At 66.8% G+C, this 19,904-nt stretch carries 10 protein-coding genes; 6 read left to right on the top strand and 4 right to left on the bottom strand.

Translation table 11 applies throughout. The features are described 5' to 3' along the window. Positions 1-1,186, top strand: a 1,186-nt coding sequence (locus NX778_RS24425) for a VCBS domain-containing protein (protein ID WP_258814421.1), incomplete at its 5' end; no start/stop codon positions are given. A gap of 188 nt (positions 1,187-1,374) precedes the next feature. Here the strand turns inward: NX778_RS24425 and NX778_RS24420 are convergent. Beyond that, the gene (locus NX778_RS24420) at positions 1,375-2,175 is read right to left on the bottom strand and encodes a carbon-nitrogen hydrolase family protein (protein ID WP_258814420.1); all 801 of its coding nucleotides are present in this window, start codon (positions 2,173-2,175) and stop codon (positions 1,375-1,377) included. After that, the gene (locus NX778_RS24415; protein WP_307728178.1) at positions 2,172-6,224 is read right to left on the bottom strand and encodes a YhdP family protein; all 4,053 of its coding nucleotides are present in this window, start codon (positions 6,222-6,224) and stop codon (positions 2,172-2,174) included. Before NX778_RS24415 ends, NX778_RS24420 begins: the two co-directional genes overlap by 4 nt. Positions 6,225-6,506: 282 nt before the next feature. Between NX778_RS24415 and glnE the strand changes: the two genes are divergently transcribed. The 4 genes from glnE to NX778_RS24395 all read left to right on the top strand — a co-directional run bounded on the left by glnE (position 6,507) and on the right by NX778_RS24395 (position 15,794). Beyond that, a complete protein-coding gene (gene glnE, locus NX778_RS24410) occupies positions 6,507-9,212 on the top strand; it encodes a bifunctional [glutamate--ammonia ligase]-adenylyl-L-tyrosine phosphorylase/[glutamate--ammonia-ligase] adenylyltransferase (RefSeq protein ID WP_258814419.1) in 2,706 nt (901 codons plus the stop codon). Between the two features lie 221 nt (positions 9,213-9,433). Beyond that, positions 9,434-12,325 carry a TonB-dependent receptor plug domain-containing protein gene (locus tag NX778_RS24405; RefSeq protein WP_258814418.1) on the top strand — a complete coding sequence of 964 codons (2,892 nt, stop codon included), beginning with the start codon at positions 9,434-9,436 and terminating at the stop codon, positions 12,323-12,325. 351 nt (positions 12,326-12,676) lie between these two features. Next, on the top strand, positions 12,677-15,502 hold the full coding sequence (locus NX778_RS24400; RefSeq protein WP_258814417.1) for a TonB-dependent receptor domain-containing protein: 2,826 nt from the start codon (positions 12,677-12,679) through the stop codon (positions 15,500-15,502). A gap of 40 nt (positions 15,503-15,542) precedes the next feature. Beyond that, positions 15,543-15,794 (top strand): helix-turn-helix domain-containing transcriptional regulator, encoded by a 252-nt coding sequence (locus NX778_RS24395; RefSeq protein WP_258814416.1) that lies wholly within the window; start codon positions 15,543-15,545, stop codon positions 15,792-15,794. A gap of 66 nt (positions 15,795-15,860) precedes the next feature. Here the strand turns inward: NX778_RS24395 and gap are convergent, their stop codons facing one another. Together gap and tkt are read right to left on the bottom strand one after the other, a co-directional pair. Then, on the bottom strand, positions 15,861-16,871 hold the full coding sequence (gene gap / locus NX778_RS24390) for a type I glyceraldehyde-3-phosphate dehydrogenase (protein WP_258814415.1): 1,011 nt from the start codon (positions 16,869-16,871) through the stop codon (positions 15,861-15,863). A gap of 67 nt (positions 16,872-16,938) precedes the next feature. Beyond that, positions 16,939-18,936, bottom strand: a complete 1,998-nt coding sequence (gene tkt / locus NX778_RS24385; RefSeq protein WP_258814414.1) for a transketolase — start codon at positions 18,934-18,936, stop codon at positions 16,939-16,941. A gap of 116 nt (positions 18,937-19,052) precedes the next feature. Here tkt and NX778_RS24380 point away from each other — a divergent pair, with 116 nt between their 5' ends. Continuing rightward, positions 19,053-19,778 carry a 16S rRNA (uracil(1498)-N(3))-methyltransferase gene (locus NX778_RS24380; protein WP_258814413.1) on the top strand — a complete coding sequence of 242 codons (726 nt, stop codon included), beginning with the start codon at positions 19,053-19,055 and terminating at the stop codon, positions 19,776-19,778. Positions 19,779-19,904 lie beyond the last annotated feature (126 nt).

Below are 19,904 nucleotides of genomic sequence, written 5' to 3'. Positions count from 1 at the left end.
TGGTGCCGTCGGCGAAGACGGCGTGCAAAGCGCCAGCGGCACCCTGACCGTGAGCGACGTCGACATCGGCGAAGCCGTGTTCAAGGATCCGGCCTCTCTGCACGGCACCTACGGCGACTTCAGCTTCAACAGCGCCACCGGCGCATGGTCGTACACCCTGCGTAACGGCGACGCCTATGTCCAGGCCCTGAACGCGGGCAAGGTGGTGGCCGATGAAATCACCGTCACCTCCTCCGACGGCACCGCCAGCGCCAAACTGCACGTGGACGTCACCGGCGCCAACGACGCCGCCAGCATCAGCGGCAACGGCAACGGCGCGGTCGCTGAAGACGGCGTGCTGGCCGCCAGCGGCAAGCTCGCGGTGACCGATCCGGACAGCGGCGAAGCCGCGTTCAAGGCCCCGGCCACCCTGGCCGGCATCTACGGCGACTTCAGCTTCAACACCAGCACCGGCGACTGGTCCTACCTGCTGCGCAACGGCGACGCCAACGTGCAAGCCCTGAGCGCCGGCAAGGTGGTGGCCGATGAAATCACCGTGACCTCGCTCGACCGCAGCGCCAGCACCAAGCTGCACGTGGACATCACCGGCGCCAACGACAAGGCGACCATCGGCGGCACCAGCACCGGCGCCGTCAGCGAAGACAATGTGCTCAGCGCCAGCGGCACCCTGACCGTCACCGATCCGGACTCGGGCGAAGCCAGCTTCCAGGCGCCGAACGCGGCCGCGCTGACCGGCACCTACGGCAACTTCACCTTCGACAAGGCCACCGGCGCCTGGACTTATGCGCTGCGCAATGCCGACTCCAACGTCCAGGCCCTCAATTCGGGCCAGGTCGTCAGCGACAAGCTGGTGGTGAGTTCGTTCGACGGTTCGTCCTCGAGCACGATCACCGTCAACGTCGCCGGCGCCGACGAGCCGAACCCGGTGACCATCTTCCAAGCCAACCACGGTCAGACCGACATCAACGGGAAAGTCGTCTTTAGCGGCTTCGACTACAACGACCAGCTGGTGTACGCATCCAACTACACCTACTCGGGCTACACCGTGAGCGACTATAACGGCGACGGCAAGCAGGACAGCATCGTGCACCTGACCTACACCAGCAACGGCGGCAAGGCCGACCTCTACGTCGTACTGCTCGGCATCAGCACGCTGGCGCCGGGACAAGTGCACGTCTCCACCTGATCGCGCGCGGCGCGTACAAAAAAAACCAGGCGCGGTATGGCCTGGTTTTTTTATTGGTGCGGCGCAGATGGATAGACGAATCCCGTAACTAAGAAAGAACGTCGTTCCCGCACTGGAACGACGTTCTAGTGTGGCACCGGAGGTAGCGCTGGCGCTTGTTATGCCGGTGGTGCCGCTACCGCCAAGCGCTACATCTTCCGATGCCGCAGCGCCGGCAGGCTCTCGCGCACGCCGGCCAGCACGGCCGGGTCGATCTCGCCGCTCACCACGCCCTCGCCTTCGCGCAGCAGCGCCTTGACCTCGCCCCAGGGGTCGACCAGCATGCTGTGGCCGAAGGTGCGGCGGCCATTCTGGTGGGTGCCGCCCTGGGCCGAGGCCAGCACATAGCACTGGTTCTCGATCGCGCGCGCCCGCAGCAGCACTTCCCAGTGCGCCATGCCGGTGGTGTGGGTAAAGGCGGCCGGCACCACGATCAGCGCGCATTCGCCCATCGCCCGGTACAGCTCGGGGAAGCGCAGGTCGTAGCAGACCGACAGCCCGACCCGCCCGAACGGCGCCTCGAAGCTGCCCACCGCCGCGCCCGGCACGATGGTGGCCGATTCGTTGTACGACTCGCTGCCCCTGGTGAAGCCGAACAGGTGGATCTTGTCGTAGCGCGCCACGCGCCGGCCCTGCGGATCATAGACAAGCGTGGTGTTGAGCACCTTGCCGTCTTCCGGCGAGGTGAGCGGCAAGGTGCCGCCGATCAGCCAGATGCCGTGCTCGCGCGCGGCCTGCGCCATGAACCGCTGGATCGGGCCATCGTCCAGCGCCTCAGCGTGCGCCACCTTGTCGGTGTCGCGCAGGCCCATGATCGGCCAGTATTCCGGCAGCGTCACCAGCTGCGCCCCGCCGGCCGCGGCCTGCGCCACCAGCCGCGCGCAGGTCGCAATGTTCTGGTTCACGTCCGGCGTCGAAACCATCTGTACCGCTGCCACTGTCGTCGTCATGGCGTGTCCTTCGCTTTCGCTTGCTGTGGGGGCTGCACGTTGTTGTGGTCCAGGCGCGTGATGACCGGCGCCTTCCACGGCCCGCTCACCTGCAGCTGGTAAGTCAGCGCCTTCATCATCGGCGCGCGCAGGAACAACTGCGCCAGGTAGCTGCCCAGGCCGATGACGGGGTTGACCGCCAGGCCATACACCAGCGGCCCGGTGCCGAGGTTGAATTCCGGGATCACCACCACGTGCAGGTTGGTCGATTCGTTGGCGATGTCGGCGGTGCCATCCATCAACACCGTGGCCGCCACGCCATGCATCTTCAGGTTATCCGTTTTCACCACGCCGCGCGAGATGGTCGCGTTCGCGGTGATGCCGTCGAAAGCCAGGCCTTCCGCGAACACATCGTGGAAGTCGAACTTGAGCAGGCGCGGCAGCGCTTGCAGGCTGAGCACGCCGAGCAGCTTGGCCGCGCCCGGGTCCTGCTTGAGGAACTGGCCGTCCTCCACCTTCATCTGGATCTTGCCGGACAGGCTGGGGATGTCGAGCGAGTACGGCAGTCCGCTCCAGGCGATGTCGCCGGACAGGTTGCCCTTGCCGTTGCGCAGCGTCTCCGGGAAGCCGAGCCGGTCCAGCAGCTTGCCGGCGTCGCGGATGTCGAGGTTGAAGTTCATCGCCGTGTTGCTGGTGTCGCGCGTGGTGGTCCAGCGCCCGGTGGCCTTCAAGGCGCCGTCCGGATTGGCCACCGACAGGCGGTCGATGCGCCACTCGCGCCCGCCGGCCGCCATGACGTTGCTCGCGGCCAGCTCCAGGCGCCCGAATTTTTTGTTGAACAGCTCGAACTGGTCGACCACGATGTCCAGCGATGGAATGGTCGAGGTGCGCGGCTTGTCCGGCGCCAGCAGGTCCTTGACCTCGTTGGCGGCCGATTCCGGAATCACCAGCGAAGCCAGGCGCGCGCTGACCTTGCCCACGCCGCCGCTGGGCGCCTCGTCCCAGGTCAGGTAGCCCACCGCCTGGCGCGCATGGATGCTGGCCTGCCAGCTGCCTTTCTGGTGCGAGGCGCCGAGCACCACGTCGCCCAGCTTGCGGTCGTCGAACACCAGTTCGGAGGTGCGCACCGCCAGCGCGTCCGGCACCGTGTACTGCGCCAGCCCGGCCGCCGACGATGCAGCGCTGGCCGGGGCCGCGTTGGACTCGGGGCCCGCCAGTTCGCTGCCCAGCGCCAGCCACTGGTCCAGGTTCAGCGACTTGGTATTAATGTTAAGCAGCATGCCGCTGTCCGGCTCTGGCGCCGGCGCGTTCACGCCGATGCCGCCGCGCAGCAGGTTCCAGCCGCCGCGGTGCTGGCGCTCGCGCAGGTAGCGCGCCGCGATATTGCCGCCCAGGCCGATGCGGATCTCGTCGCGCGCCACGCCGTTGTCGTTGGCCGGGCCGCCGGCCAGCACGAAGTGCAGCGGCAGCGCATCCGCCGCGGCCTTGTTGAGCGGGGCCGGCAATTCCATGCCGAGGCCGGCCAGGTTCGAATCGAGGATCACCGTATGCTGGCGGTCGCGCACCACCACCGCGCCGCTGTAGCGGGTGGTGCCGGACAGGTGGCGACCGAGGCGCTGCAGGGCCGGCTCCGGCGCGCTGCGGCGCATGCCCTCGCCCGACAGCGTGCCCGCCAGCCGCACCACGATCGCGCCATCGCGCTGGGTGCCGCCGGACACGGCCAGCGGCGCGCCGAGGAAATTGCCGCCGACCCCGGCCAGGTTGAAGCCGCGCTCGTTGAATTCGATGCGCCCGATCGAGCCCGTCAGCGGCGGCAGCTCCGGGAACAGCGCCACGTCATTGCTCAGCAGTTGCAGGCCGCCCTGCACCTTGGTGTCCGGCAGGTGGTCGAGCGGCATGTGCAGCTTCAGCCCGAGGCGCGCGTTGCCGGTGGCGTGGGTGTCTTCGGTGAAATTGCCGATCCACTCCAGCACCGGGCTGGCCGCCATGTAGCGCAGGTATTCCTGCATCGGCGCGTTGCCGCTGCCTTCGATGTCCAGCATCAGCTCGTGCGCGGCCAGGTCCGGGATCACCGCCTTCACGTTCGACAGCGCCACACCCATCGTGCGCAGGGTATCGCCCTTGATTTCCATGCGCGCGCGGTCGAACACGATGCTGCCGTTGATCTGCTCGGCGAGCGGCCACAGCGGCGCCTTGCCGTCGGCCGCGTGGTGGCCCGGCGCGTACTCCAGCGTGGCCTGGTCGAGTTTGCCGGCGACGCGGAACTCGCCGGCCGCGCGCGCGGCCGCGTTGTCGGCGCGGAAAGGGAAGTGCGCGAGGTCGCCGCGCAGGCGCAGCGTGCCGTCGCGCAGGGTGCCGCCCTGCAGCGCGCCGGTCAGCCAGCCGTGCAAGGATTCCGGCGTGATCTTCGGCAGGAAGCGGCCGACCTGGTTGATCTGGAAGCCGTCGATGGTGCCGGTGAAGTCGGCGTTGCCAGGGCCGCCGCCGGCCAGCGGCACCAGCTGGCGCCCGGACAGCGCGAGCCTCAGCGTGCCCTGCTCCGCATTCATGCCGTCGACCTCGACCAGCAGCTGGTCCTTGCGCGGATGCGACCAGCGCACCTGCAGGCTGAGTTTATCGAACGGCATGTCCGGTTCGGCGAACCAGGCCGGCATGTGCAGCACCAGCGCGGTCGAATCGAGCTGCACGCTGCCGCCGTTATCGCTGGCGTCGACGATGCCGCTGAGATTGTCGAAGCCCGGCAGCGCGGCGCGTGCCGCCTGGGCCGGCTGCTGGCCGCTGGCCGGACGCGCCGCGCGCGCCGCCTGCGGCCGCAGCGACAGCCCGGCCACGCGTCCGTGCACCCGGTAGCTGGCGAGCGCCGGATAGCGGCCGTCCCATTCGGCGGCCACATCCTGCAGCAGGCCGCGCGGGGCGAAGTCGGCCAGCATCTCGCGCTGCTCCGGATGCAAAGGCAGGTCGGCCGCCAGCGTCGCGAGCGCCGCCAGGTCGACCTGGCGCGCCGTCACCTGGGTGTGTTCCGGGCTCACGCGGCTGGCCGGCCGCCAGCTCTCCGACACCGTGGCCGGCGGCAGCAGCACGCCGTCGCGGGTGGCGACCGTGAAGTCGGACACGCTGACGTCGTAGCCGTTGGCGCCGAAGGTCGGCTTGTCATCGGTCTTGCCGGGCGCCAGGGTCTCGCTGGCCGCCAGCCGGCCGGACACCGCCGCCAGCTCCAGCCGCGCCAGGTCCGGCCGCAGGCGCGCCGACACGCCCGACAGCGCGACGTCGGCGGTGAAGCTGGCCAGACGCGCATGGTCGACGTTCATCCAGGCCCGCACCGAGCCCTTGCCCTGGTTCAGTTCAAACGGGATGTCGATGTATTGCTTCCACGCGGCCAGGTCGGTGTCGCGCAGGTCCGCGTACAGCTCGCCTTTCCAGCGCAGCGCATCGGACGGCTTGGCCAGCGCGGGATGCGTGAAGCGGGCGCGCAGGTCGAGCGGCTGGCCCAGCGGCGGCGTGGCCTTGAAGCCGAAGCGGTGGGTGTTCCAGTGGTTGGCCAGCACCAGGGTGACATCGGACAGCGCCAGCTCGGGCGCGCCGCGCTGCTCGTCGGTCCAGTGCAGCTTGCCCTGGCGGATGACGACTTCGTGCTGGCGGAACAGCCAGTCAGGGCCGCCGCCGCCGCCCGGCCCCGGCGCCAGCTTGACCCCGGCCACGTAGAGCGCGCCGTCCGGCGTGCGGCGCATGTCCAGTTCCGGCCGGATCAGTTCCAGCGAGCGAAAGCGCGGCTCGGCCGTCACCACGGACAGCCACGACACGGTGGCCGACACCGAGGGCAGCGCCAGCACTACCCGGCCCTGGCGATCGCGCAAGGTCACGTCGCCCAGGAACAGGCTCGGGTTCAGCCCGCTCCACGAGGCGTACAGGCGCGCGATGGTGACCTGGTTGCCAAGCGCGCGGCTGGCGGCGCGTTCGATGTCCGGCTTGTAGTAATCGATGTTCGGCAGCACCACGTAGCGCAGCAGCAGGAACAGCACGGTGAACACGAAGTACACCAGCAGCGCCAGCTTGACGGTGAAGCCCAGCAAGTGGTGCGAGACACGATTGGCGTAGCGGTACCCAGCGCGCAGGCGGTGCCAGCGCTGCGCAAGCGGCCCTTCCTCGGGCGCGGCCTGCGGATCCGGATTGTCGATCAGGTTGCTAATAAGAAGGCTCGCCGTAAATAATTCTTGAATAAGAGAGCGCTTGCAACATTCGCGGCGTCTACCTTACCATCCATGCTGACCAGCGGTGCGCCGCTGCCAGCATGGCGGGCAATTCTACCGCATCGCAAGCATGCCGGAACGCATTGTTTAACACTTGGACAGCCAATGAACCCTGCCTCGCCGGCCAGCGCATCACGTTTCTACCAACGCTGGCTCGGCGCCGACCCGGCCCGCGCCGGGCAAGTCGAACAGCTGGCCCAATTATCGCTGGCTTCCCTCGATTTCGGCGCGGTATTGGATCCCGCCCTGCCCTTGCCGCGCGCCATGCGCCGCCTGCGCAACCTGCTGATCGCCGCCATCATCCGGCGCGACCTCGGCGGCCAGGCCGACCTCGACGAAGTTGTCACCGCGATCACCCGTTTTGCCGATTTCGCCATCCAGCGCCACCTGGCCGAGCTGATGGCCGAACTGGTCGCATTGCACGGCGAGCCGGTGGGCGCCGAATCCGGCCGCCCGCAGCACCTGCTGGTGCTGGCCATGGGCAAGCAGGGCGGCGGCGAGCTGAATGTGTCGTCCGACATCGACCTCATCTTTGTTTACCCGGAGGACGGCGAGACCGCCGCCGGGCCCGGCCAGCGCCAGCTGTCCAACCATGAATTCTTCGTGCGCCTGGGGCGCAAGCTGATCGCGGCGCTGTCCGAGATCACCGAGGACGGCTTCACCTTCCGCGTCGACATGGCGCTGCGCCCGAACGGCAAGTCGGGTCCGCTGGCGGCGAGCCTGGCCATGGTCGAGGAATACCTGATCGTGCAGGGCCGCGAGTGGGAACGCTACGCCTGGGTCAAGGCGCGCGCCGTCACCGGCGACACCCAGGACATCGCGGCGCTGGAAGCCATCGTGCGGCCGTTCTGCTTCCGCCGCTACCTCGACTTCGGCGTGATCGACGCGATCCGCAATATGCACGGCCAGATCCGCGCCGAGGTCGCGCGCCAGGAGCGCCTGCATCCGGAGCGCAGCGACAACGTCAAGCTGGGCCGCGGCGGCATCCGCGAGATCGAGTTCCTGGCCCAGGTATTCCAGCTGATCCGCGGCGGGCGCGACCCGGCCCTGCGCGAGCGCTCCACCCGCACTACCCTGCGCCTGCTGGCCGAGCGCGAGCTGATGCCGGCCGACACCGTGGCCGGCCTGCTCGACGCCTACACCTTCCTGCGCAACCTGGAGCACCGGCTGCAATACCTGGAGGACGCCCAGACCCACACCCTGCCTGCCAGCGACGACGACCGGCTGGCGGTGGCGCGCATGATGGGCCGGCCCGACGTGCCCGCCCTGCTGGCCGAACTGGAGCGCCAGCGCCATTTCGTGGCGGCCCGCTTCGACGAGATCTTCGCCGACCCGGCGCCGGGCGCCGCCAACACGCCGGAAGCGGCCGCCCTGCTGACCGACAGCGCCGACCACGAGGCCATCGCGGCCCACCTGGCCACACTCGGCTTCGAGGCGCCGCTGGAGGCCGCCCAGCGCCTGGCCGCCACCCTGCAGGCGCCGCGCCTGCAAGCCCTGCCCGATGCCAGCCGCCAGCGGCTGGCGGCGCTGGTCAACGCGGCGCTGCCGCTGATCGTCGCCATCGTCAAGGATGCCAAGGTCGGCAGCCATGGCGCCACCTTGGGCCGCCTGCTCGACTTCTTCGAGGCGATCGCGCGCCGCTCGGCCTACCTGTCGCTGCTGACCGAATACCCGCACACGCTCGAGCGCGTGCTGCGCATGTTCAACGCCAGCGGCTGGGCTGCGACCTTCCTGACCCAGCACCCGATCCTGCTCGACGAACTGCTGGACGACCGCGGCAATGCCGTCGACGACATCCCCGAACTGGCGGCCCGGCTCGATGCCGAACTGGCCGGCGCCCAGGGCGACACCGAACGCCAGCTCGACATCCTGCGCGAAATCCATCACGCCCAGCTGTTCCGGCTGCTGGCGCGCGACCTCGCCGGCGAGCTGACCGTCGAGCGCCTGGCCGATCACTTGTCGCTGCTGGCCGACACCATCGTCGCCGCCGTCATCAAGTACGCCTGGCTGGCGGTGGCCACCCGCCACCGCGAGGTGCCGCGCTTCGCCGTCATCGCCTACGGCAAGCTGGGCGGCAAGGAGCTGGGCTATGTCTCCGACCTCGACGTCATCTTCCTGTTCGACGACGACGACCAGGATGCGCCCGGCAACTATGCCAAGCTGGCCCAGCGCTTCATCACCTGGATGACCACCATGACCCCGGCCGGCATCCTGTTCGACATCGACACCGCGCTGCGCCCGGACGGCGCCTCCGGCATGCTGGTGTCCTCGGTGGCCGCCTTCGAGCGCTACCAGGCGCAGTCGGCCTGGCTGTGGGAGCACCAGGCCCTGACCCGGGCCCGCTTCTGCGCCGGCGACGCCGCCATCGGCGCGCGCTTCGAGCCGATCCGCGACGCCGTGCTGCGCCAGCAGCGCGATCCCGTCGTCCTGCGCGACGAAGTCCTGAAGATGCGCGAGCGCATGCACGACGCCTACCCCAACCGCACCGGGCTGTTCGATCTCAAGCAGGACGCCGGCGGCATGATCGACATCGAATTCATCGTCCAGTACCTGGTGCTGCGCCACGCCTGCCAGCACCCGCAACTCACGGCAAACGTCGGCAACATCGCGCTGCTGCGCCTTGCCGGTGAACTGGGCCTGGTCGATGCCGAGCTGGCCGGCGCAGTCGCCGACGCCTACCGCGATTACCGCCGCCTCCAGCACCAGGTGCGGCTCCAGGGCCAGGATGCGGCCCGCGTCGACCCCGAGCTGGCAGCCTCCGATATGGCCGCCGTCACCCGCCTGTGGGCCCAGTGTTTCCCACCTGCATGATCTAGATGACTTTTTCCATCCGGGAAGTGTTGTTTTCCGAGCATAAATCGTCTCGAATATTGACAGCAGTCAATACGAAATGATTTGATATATCTGCAACCTGAGTGTTTCCCTCCTTGCATAAACGCGGGAAGGAGCATCGGGTTGTTTTCTCGTTTTGCGACACTTTTTATAAGCCCGGCGGCACGCACCGCCAGGCAACACATAAACCCGGAGAACCCATGCAACAACGAACCAAGATCGCAATTGCGGTGGCAGTCGCCCTGCATTCGATGGCTGCGTTTGCTCAAGAGCAAGCCGCTGCCACCGACAGCAATGTCGCCCGCGTCGAAGTGACCGGCTCGCGTATCCGCCAGGTCGACCTCGAAACGGCCCAGCCGGTGCAGGTCATGACCGCCGAGCAGATCCAGAAGAGCGGCCTCGTCACCGTCGGCGACATCATCAACACCCTGTCCTCGACCGGTACCCCGGCCTTCTCGAAGGGCTCGGTGCTGACCTCGAACCGCGAACAGGGCGGCCAGTACATCAACCTGCGCAACCTCGGCTCCCAGCGCCTGCTGGTGCTGGTCAATGGCAAGCGCTGGACCTCGACCGTGGCGGGCTACACCGACATGTCGACCGTGCCGTCGGCGATGATCGACCGGATTGAAGTGCTGAAGGACGGTGCGTCCTCGATCTATGGTTCGGATGCAATCTCCGGCGTGGTCAACATCATCCTGAAGAAATCGATGGAAGGCGGCCAGCTGAGCGTCTACAACGGCCGCAACAGCAAGGGCGACGGCAAGACCACCGACTACTCGCTGACCTACGGCACCGGCAGCGAGAAAGCCTCGCTGATGTTCGGCCTGACCAGCAGCTCGCAGGGCGAGGTCTGGGCCAATGCGCGTCCGGAAACCGCAACCAGCTTCGGTCCGAACCACCCGACCGCTTCCCTGGGCACCAGCCCGTGGGGCCGCATCACCAACGTGTCCGCCAGCGGCGGTTCCGGCACCGCGTTCAACAAGATCCTGAACCACACCGGCAGCTACAACGGCGACGGCACCGGTTCGGCGTCGAACAACATCGCCAACTACCACGACTACAAGGGCGCCGACGCCGACGTCTACAACTCGACCGACGAGATGCAGTTCCAGGCGCCGACCCGCCTGACCTCGATCTTCACCAAGGGCTCGCTGGAACTGCCGTACAGCATGCGCCTGACCACTACCGCGATGTACGCCGAGCGCAAGTCCTCGCGCCAGATCGCCGGCTACCCGCTGACCTCGACCTCGCAGAGCAAGTTCCCGGTCTACATCGACAAGGACAGCTACTACAACCCGATGGGCAACCAGGGCGTCGGCGTGACCGCGGGCACCGGCCAGGACCTGTTCTTCGCCCGCCGCACCATCGAAGTGCCGCGCGTGACCGACAACGGCAACCAGACCCTGCACATCGACGCCGTCCTCGAAGGCGATTTCAGCGTGATGGGCAAAGCGTGGAACTGGAACGTGGGCTACAACCACAGCGCCATCACCGGCACCGTGCTGTCGACCGGTAACCTGAACCTGGTCAACCTGAAGAAAGCCCTGGGCCCGTCGTTCAAGAATGCGTCCGGCGTGGTCCAGTGCGGCACCCCGACCGCCGCGATCTCGCTGACCGAGTGCGTGCCCTGGGACATCCTGGGCGGCCCATCGGCCTCGACCCCGGCCGCGCTGGCCTACGCCATGTCGGTCGGCCAGGCCACCTATGGCAGCAAAGTGGACAGCGCCACCGCCGACATCACCGGCGAACTGTTCACCCTGCCGGCAGGCGCGGTGGGCATGGCAGCGGGCCTGGAGCGCCGCACCGTGTCCGGCTACGACCGTCCGGGCCAGTTCGAGCAGTCGGGCTATTCGACCGACCTCGCAGGTAACGCGACCACCGGCAAGTACACCGTCAAGGAAGCCTACCTCGAATTCAACATCCCGCTGCTGAAAGGCCTGCCGATGGCCGAGCTGCTGTCGGTCGACATCGCGTCGCGCTACTCCGACTACACCAGCTTCGGCAACACCACCAACAGCAAGGGCAGCATCCAGTGGCGTCCGATCAAGGACATCCTGGGCCGCGCGACCTACGCCCAGGGCTTCCGCGCGCCGACCCTGTCCGACACCTTCGGCGGCGGCGGCCAGACCTTCGACACCTACCTCGATCCCTGCGACAGCCAGTTCGGCGCCGCGGCGAACGACCCGGCGATCAAGGCGCGCTGCACGGCGGCCGGTGTGCCGACCAACTTCCGCCAGAAGAACCAGGCGGGCAACGCCGTCGGTTCGGGCGGCGGCCAGACCCCGGTCCCGTTCGTGAGCGGCTTCGGCAACAACCTGCTGACGCCGGAAACCGCGACCACCCGCACCGCCGGCATCGTGTACAGCCCGTCGTGGCTGAACGGCTTCACGGCGTCGCTGGACTACTACGATATCCGCATCAAGAACCGGATCGCGGCGATCTCGGCGAACCAGACCGTCAACTTCTGCTACGTGAACAATGACCCGGCCTTCTGCGGCAAGATCACCCGTGATCCGCTGACCGGCCAGATCAACAACCTGCTGCGCGGTAACGCCAACCTGGGCGAAACCCAGACCAAGGGCCTGGACTTCTCGTTCTCGTACCGCTTCCCGCGGACCGCCTTCGGCCAGTTCAACATCCGTTCGGAGTCGACCTGGGTCAAGTCCTACCGCACCAAGAGCAGCAACACCGCGGACTGGACCGAGTTCGTCGGCGAGTGGGGCACCCTGCGCCTGAAGTCCAACCTCGGGATCGACTGGAACCAGGGCAACTGGAGCTCGACCGTGGCGACCCGCTACTACAGCGGCGTGCGTGACCGTTGCTGGACCGTCAACCCGGTGGTCGAGTGCTCGGATCCGACCGGCCGCATCAGCGCCGGCCCCGGCCTGAACCGCCTGCCGGCCCAGTTCTTCACCGACCTGTCGGTTGGCTACAAGCTGCCGTGGAACGCGAAGATCATGGGTGGTATCAACAACCTCCTGAAGCGCAAGCCTCAGTACGTGTACACCCAGGGCAGCTCGTCGTCGTCGACCGTGGATGCCGAGCGTCCGATCGACCGCTTCTTCTACGTCCGCTACAACCAGGGCTTCTGATCCAGGCGGGCTGCGGCCCGCTTGAGCAGTTTCCCGCGATGCCCGCCGGCCCCTGCCGGTGGGCATTTTTTTGCCATTCGGCATAATTGATCAGCTACTGACCGAATCGTCAATTGTGGAAATGTGCAAATGCGGGTACATACGCCCAATAGCAACAATCACCAATTCTCACCGGATTCAGATTTGACAGCATGCCTTGGGGAATGCTTCCATTGCAGGTTTGGAAAATTGCTGAACGAAAAGCCAGTAATTTTTCCGGAACCGTCGCCACAAGCGACTTCGCGCGTCTGGTTGTGACAATCTCACGCCCGTTTTTACCCCAAGGAGTTTGCAAAAATGATGGAAAAAATCTTGTCCCGGTCGATCCGCGTGATCTGCCTGGGCGGCATGACCCTCGGTATGCACGCCGCATACGCCCAGGAAGCGCAAACCGCGCAGCCGGCGCTGCAGCGCATCGAGGTGACCGGTTCGCGCATCCGCGCGGTTGACCTGGAGACCGCGCAGCCGGTCCAGGTGATGACCCAGGAGCAGATCCAGAAGACCGGCCTGGTCACGGTCGGCGACATCCTGAACACCCTGTCCTCGGCGGGTTCGCCGGACTTCAGCCGCGGCGGTTCGCTGACCTCGAACCGCGAGAACGGCGGCCAGTACATCAACCTGCGCAACCTCGGCTCGCAGCGCCTGCTGGTGCTGGTCGACGGCAAGCGCTGGACCGCCACCGTCGACGGCTACACCGACATGTCGACCATCCCGTCGGCCATGATCGACCGCATCGAAGTGCTGAAGGACGGCGCCTCGTCGATCTACGGCTCGGACGCGATCGCCGGCGTGGTCAACATCATCCTGAAGAAGTCGCTCGACGGCGGCAACCTGAGCCTGTACACCGGCGCCAACCAGAAGGGCGACGGCCGCAACAAGGACTTCTCGCTGACCTACGGCGCCACCTCGGACAAGACCTCGCTGATGTTCGGCCTGTCGCACACCGAGCAAGGCGTGGTCTGGCCGAGCACCCGTAACATCACCGCCTTCCCGAAGGGCCCGAACCGCCCGACCACCGGCCTGGGCCTGGGCCCGTGGGGCTGGGTCGAGCCGATCGACGGTTCCTTCGACAAGGTCCTGAACCACAGCGGCGACCAGACCGGCACCGGCACCGGTTCCGACCCGCGCAACCTGAACAACTGGCACGACTACTCGGGCGCCGCCGCCGACAAGTTCAACACGGCGCAGCAGATGATGTTCCAGATGCCGAACAAGCTGGACACCATCTTCACCAAGGGCACCGTCGACCTGCCGTACGGCATGAAGTTCGCCAGCACCGCGATGTTCTCGCAGCGTAACTCGACCGCCCAGATCGCCGGCTACCCGCTGCGCAGCGACGTGCAGTCGAACTTCCCGGTCTACGTCGACAAGAACAGCTACTGGAACGCCTACGGCCAGGACCTGTACTTCATGCGCCGCACCGTCGAGCTGCCGCGCGTGACCGACAATGAAAACCGCACCGTCCACATCGACGCCACCCTGTCGGGCGACTTCAACGTTGGCGCGCATCCGTGGAACTGGGACGTGGGCTACAACCACAGCGCCGTCAGCGGCTCGACCCTGTCGAGCGGCAACATCAACCTGCTGAACCTGAAGCAAGCGCTCGGCCCGTCGTTCATGAACGCCGCCGGCGTCGTCCAGTGCGGCACCCCGGGCAGCCCGATCGCCCTGACCCAGTGCACCCCGTGGAACATCCTGGGCGGCCCGTCGGCCTCGACCCCGGCCGCACTGAGCTACGTGAACTCGATCGGCCAGGCCACCTACGGCAGCACCATCAACAGCGCCACCGCCAACATCGGCGGCGAGCTGTACAACCTGCCGGCCGGCTCGCTCGGCTTCGCCGCCGGCCTCGAGCACCGCAATGTGCGCGGCTACGACCTGCCGGGCCAGTTCGAGCAATCGGGCTATTCGACCGACCTGGCCGGCAACCCGACCCGCGGCGAATACAGCGTCCAGGAAGCCTACGCCGAAGTCAACATCCCGCTGCTGAAAGACGTCCCGTTCGCCAAGCTGCTGAGCGTCGACCTGGCCACCCGCCACTCGAACTACAGCAACTTCGGCATCGCCAACAACAGCAAGGCGAGCTTCATGTGGAAGCCGGTCAACGACCTGCTGGCCCGCGGCACCTACGCCCAGGGCTTCCGCGCACCGACCGTGGGTGACACCTTCGGCGGCGGCGAGCAGACCTACGACGACTACATGGATCCCTGCGACAGCGTCTACGGCGCCGCCGCGCGCGACGCTTCGGTGGCCGCCCGCTGCGCCGCGGCCGGCGTGAAGCCGGGCTTCCGCCAGACCGACCAGACCAACACCCCGGTGGCCAGCGCCGCCGGTGGCCAGAGCGCCAGCCCGTTCGTGGCCGGCGCCGGCAACAGCGCCCTGCGTCCGGAACGCGCCACCACCAAGACCCTGGGCCTGGTGTACAGCCCGTCCTACCTGCCGGGCTTCTCGGCCTCGCTGGACTGGTTCAACATCAAGATCACCAACGAGATCAGCGCCATCACCGCGACCCAGGTGGCCGAGTACTGCTACGTCCAGAACGTCGCTTCCTACTGCAACGACCTGAAGCGTGATCCGCTGACCGGCCAGATCGTCTCCCTGTCGCGCGGCAACGCCAACCTGGGCGCGCTGCAGACCGAAGGCATCGACCTGTCGCTGGGCTACCGCCTGCGCACCGCCTACGGCCTGTTCAACTTCCGTTCGGACTCGACCTGGGTCAAGTCCTTCCGCGAGCAGGCGGATGCGACCGCAGCGTGGAAAGAGTACGTCGGCCAGTACTACTACAACCGCTTCAAGTCGAACCTGACCACGGACTGGAGCCTGGGCAACTGGAGCGCCACCTGGACCGCCCGCTTCCAGAGCGGCGTGAAGGACAAGTGCTTCTCGAGCGCCGAGTGCAGCAATCCGAACGACGCGGCCACCTGGGGCAAGGGTTACAACAAGCTGGGCGCAACGGTCTACAACGACCTGAGCGTTGGCTACAAGACCCCGTGGAAAGCCACCGTGCTGGCTGGCGTGAACAACCTGTTCAACAAGCAGCCGCGCACCACCATCCAGGGCGCCGCATCGTCGTCGGCCGTCGACGCCGACATGCCGATCGACCGCTTCTTCTACGTGCGTTACACCCAGGCGTTCTAAGCGGCGGGGCCGCATGGCCCCTCTGCTGAAAACCTGAGCGATGCCCGCCCGGCGCAAGCCCGGCGGGCATTTTTTTGGTCAACGTCGGCCTGACACTGATCGCACACAAAGCCGTTGCGCCTTCGGCGGCATTCAGGCCGTGGCCGAACAGGCGCAGTTGAATCCGACGCAGCTCTATCGCACGCTTTCGCCGAAAGGCAATCCGGCGCTCAGCAGCTTATCCGCCGTCCTCAAGGCGATGGGATTGCGATTGGCGGTGCAGCCATTGAGTGCACCAGCGCGCGCGAGCTGACGCTGGGCGCACATCAAAAAAAAACGGCCCGCTCGCAAGCGGGCCGTTTTCACATCCGGTAGCGGATTACTTCGCGTTCATCAGCGCGACGGTGGTGTCGAGCATGCGGTTCGAGAAGCCCCACTCGTTGTCGTACCACGACGACACCTTCACCAGGCGGCCCGACACTTTGGTCAGGGTCGCGTCGAAGTTCGACGAGGCCGGGTTGTGGTTGTAGTCGACCGACACCAGCGGCTCGGTGTTGTAGGTCAGGATGCCCTTCAGCGCGCCTTCCGATGCGTCGAGCATCAGCTTGTTGATCTCTTCCACGGTCGTGTCGCGCTTGGCGATGAACGACAGATCGACGATCGACACGTTGATGGTCGGGACGCGGATCGCGTAACCGTCCAGCTTGCCGTTCAGCTCAGGCAGCACCAGGCCGACCGCGGCGGCGGCGCCGGTCTTGGTCGGGATCATCGACATGGTGGCCGAACGGGCGCGGCGCAGGTCTTCGTGCATCACGTCGGTCAGCACCTGGTCGTTGGTGTAGGCGTGCACGGTGGTCATCAGGCCGTTCTCCAGGCCGATCGCATCGTTCAGCGGCTTGACCAGCGGGGCCAGGCAGTTGGTGGTGCAGGAAGCGTTCGAGATCACGGTGTCGGTCGACTTCAGCACGTTCTGGTTGACGCCGTACACGATGGTCGCGTCGACGTCCTTGCCGCCCGGCGCCGAGATGATGACCTTCTTGGCGCCGCCCTTCAGGTGGGCCGATGCCTTTTCCTTGGTGGTGAAGAAGCCGGTGCACTCGAGCACCACGTCCACGCCCAGCTCGCCCCACGGGATTTCGGCCGGATTGCGCTGCGCGAACACGCGGATCTTGTCGCCGTTCACGATCATGTAATCGCCCTCGACCGTGACGGTGCCCGGGAACTTGCCGTGGGCGGTGTCGTGGCGGGTGAGGTGGGCGTTGCTTGCGGCGTTGCCCAGGTCGTTGATGGCCACGATCTGGATGTCTTGTTTCTTGCCGCCTTCGTAGAACGCACGCAGGACGTTGCGGCCGATGCGGCCATAACCATTGATTGCGACTTTGATCGTCATTTTAGCTCCTGATTGTATAAACAAACCCGATGGCGGGCGGCACGCGCCACCCGCACAGACATCCGTCTTAGCCGGCGATCACCGACTTGGCCTTCGCCACCACGTTCTCCACCGTGAAGCCGAAATATTTGAACAGCACACCCGCCGGCGCCGATTCGCCGAAGGTGTCGATGCCGACCACGGCGCCGTCCAGCCCAACGTACTTGTACCAGAAATCGGTCACGCCTGCCTCGATGGCCACCCGCGGCGTGCCACGCGTCAGCACGCTGGCCTTGTAGGCGGCGTCCTGGCGTTCGAACACGTCGGTCGACGGCATCGACACCACGCGCACCGCCACGCCCTCGGCCGCCAGCGCGTCGGCCGCCTTTAGCGCCAGCTCGACTTCCGAGCCGGTCGCCAGCAGGATCACTTTCGCGTTCGCGGCGTCGCGCAGCACATAGCCGCCCTTGGCGACGTTGGCCACGGTGGCGGCGTCGCGTTCCAGGTAAGGCAGGTTCTGGCGCGAGAAGATCAGGGTCGACGGACCGTCATGGCGCTGCACTGCCGCGCCCCAGGCCACGGTCGACTCGACGGTGTCGGCCGGACGCCAGTTGTCCAGGTTCGGGATCAGGCGCAGCGAGGACACATGCTCCACCGACTGGTGGGTCGGGCCGTCTTCGCCCAGGCCGATCGAATCGTGGGTGAACACGAAGATCGAGCGGATCTTCATCAGCGCGGCCATGCGCAGCGCGTTGCGGCTGTAGTCCGAGAAGGTCAGGAAGGTGGCGCCGAACGGGATGAAGCCGCCGTGCAGGGCGACGCCGTTCATGATGCCGGCCATGCCGAACTCGCGCACGCCGTAGTTGATGTGGTTGCCCGGCACGCCCGAGCGCACGGGGATCGATTCCTTCCAGTTGGTCAGGTTCGAGCCGGTCAGGTCGGCCGAGCCGCCCAGGAATTCCGGCAGCACCGGGGCCAGCGCCTGGATCGCGTTCTGGCTGGCCTTGCGGGTGGCGATGGTTTCCTTCTTGTCGATATTCGAGGCGATGGCGGCGGCCAGCACCTGCTCGAAGTTGCCCGGCAGTTCACCCTTGCTGCGGCGCTCGAATTCGGCGGCCAGCTCCGGGTACTGCGCGCGGTAGTTGGCGAACAGCGCGTTCCAGTCCGATTCCAGCTTGGCGCCGCGGGCGCGCGCGTCCCAGGCTTCGTAGATCGGCTTCGGGATGTCGAACGGGATCGCGTCCCACACCAGGTGCTCGCGCACCGCGGCGACTTCCTTCTCGCCCAGCGCGGCGCCGTGCACCTTGTCGCCGCCCTGCAGGTTGGGCGAGCCCTTGCCGATGATGGTCTTGCAGCAGATCAGGGTCGGGCGGTCCGAGGTCTTGGCCTGCGCGATGGCGGCATCGACCGCGGCCACGTCATGGCCGTCGACGCTGCGGATCACGTTCCAGCCGTAGGCTTCGAAACGCTTCGGGGTATCGTCGGTGAACCAGCCTTCCACCTTGCCGTCGATCGAGATGCCGTTGTCGTCGTACAGCCAGATCAGCTTGTTCAGGCGCAGGGTGCCGGCCAGCGACGCCACTTCGTGCGAGATGCCTTCCATCAGGCAGCCGTCGCCGAGGAAGGCGTAGGTGTAGTGGTTGACGATGTCGAAGCCCGGACGGTTGAATTCCGATGCCAGCAGCCACTCGGCCAGCGCCATGCCGACCGCGTTGCTGATGCCCTGGCCCAGCGGGCCGGTGGTGGTCTCCACGCCCGGGGTAATGCCGACTTCCGGATGGCCCGGGGTCTTCGAGTGCAGCTGGCGGAAGTTGCGGATGTCGTCCATCGACAGGTCGTAGCCGGCCAGGTGCAGCAGCGCGTAGTGCAGCATCGAGCCGTGGCCGTTCGACAGCAGGAAGCGGTCGCGGTTGGCCCAGTGCGGGTTGGCCGGATTGTGGTGGTAGTGACCGTCCCACAGCGCGACCGCGATCTCGGCCATGCCCATCGGCATGCCTGGGTGGCCCGAATTGGCCTTCTGCACAGCGTCCATCGCCAGCGCGCGGATCGCGTTGGCCATCAGGGTGGTGGTTTGGGTAGGTTTCATGGATGGTAACTCTGGATTGGAAAGCGGTGGCGCGGGGCCTTAACCGGCTATTTTACCAGAGCAGGGTCCTGCCGAATTAAAATGCAGGCTTTCAAGAACTGTGTTTCAGGAAAAGCATGCCACGTTTTTATTGCCCGTTCGCGCTGACCTCCGGCGTTGAAGTCGAACTGCCGGAGGCGTTGGCGCGCCACCTGCAGGTGCTGCGCATGGCGCCCGGCGACGCGCTCGAACTGTTCGATGGCCGCGGCGGCGTGTATCGCGCCACCCTTGCCTCGCTCGACAGGAAGCGCGCCAGCGCGAGGATCACCGCCTTCGAGCCGGACGGAGTCGAGCTGCCGTTCGCGCTGACCCTGGCGCAGGGACTGCCCGAGGGCAGCAAGATGGACTGGATCGTCGAGAAGGCGGTGGAACTGGGCGCGGCGGCGATCCAGCCGCTGGCGGCGCAGCGCAGCGTGGTGCGCCTGTCCGGCGAACGGGCCGACAAGCGCCGCGCGCACTGGGAAGGGATCGTGGTGGCGGCCTCCGAGCAGTGCGGGCGCAACACCCTAGCCCGGGTGGCCCCAGTGGAAGCGTTCGAGCGCTGGATCGCCGCGCCCTCTTCCACCCGGCGCATCCTGCTGTCGCCGCGCGCCACGCAGTCGCTGGCGGCATGGGCCGCCGTGACGGCGCCGCACGACGCCTCTATATTAATAGGGCCGGAAGGCGGATTCTCCGACCAGGAAGAAGAGCTGGCCATCGCCCACGGCGCGCTGGCCCTGTCGATGGGCCCGCGCGTGCTGCGCACCGAGACCGCCGGGCTGGCGGCGCTGGCCGCGCTGGCGGCGCTGTGGGGCGGGATGTAAACACCGCTTCAGGAATAAAAAAAGGCTCTGTCACCGAAAAGTGTTGAACTCAGCCTTGCCGTGACGATCTCAACGTACAAGAAGCTACGTTGGGAGCGCACGATGAAAGTACGCGAGTTCGAGCAA

It is taken from the genome of Massilia terrae (assembly GCF_024753145.1).
Classification (GTDB): Bacteria; Pseudomonadota; Gammaproteobacteria; order Burkholderiales; family Burkholderiaceae_D; genus Telluria; species Telluria terrae.
The sequence above is the reverse complement of the archived record's forward strand: the minus strand, read 5'-3'. Positions and strand labels throughout refer to the sequence as shown.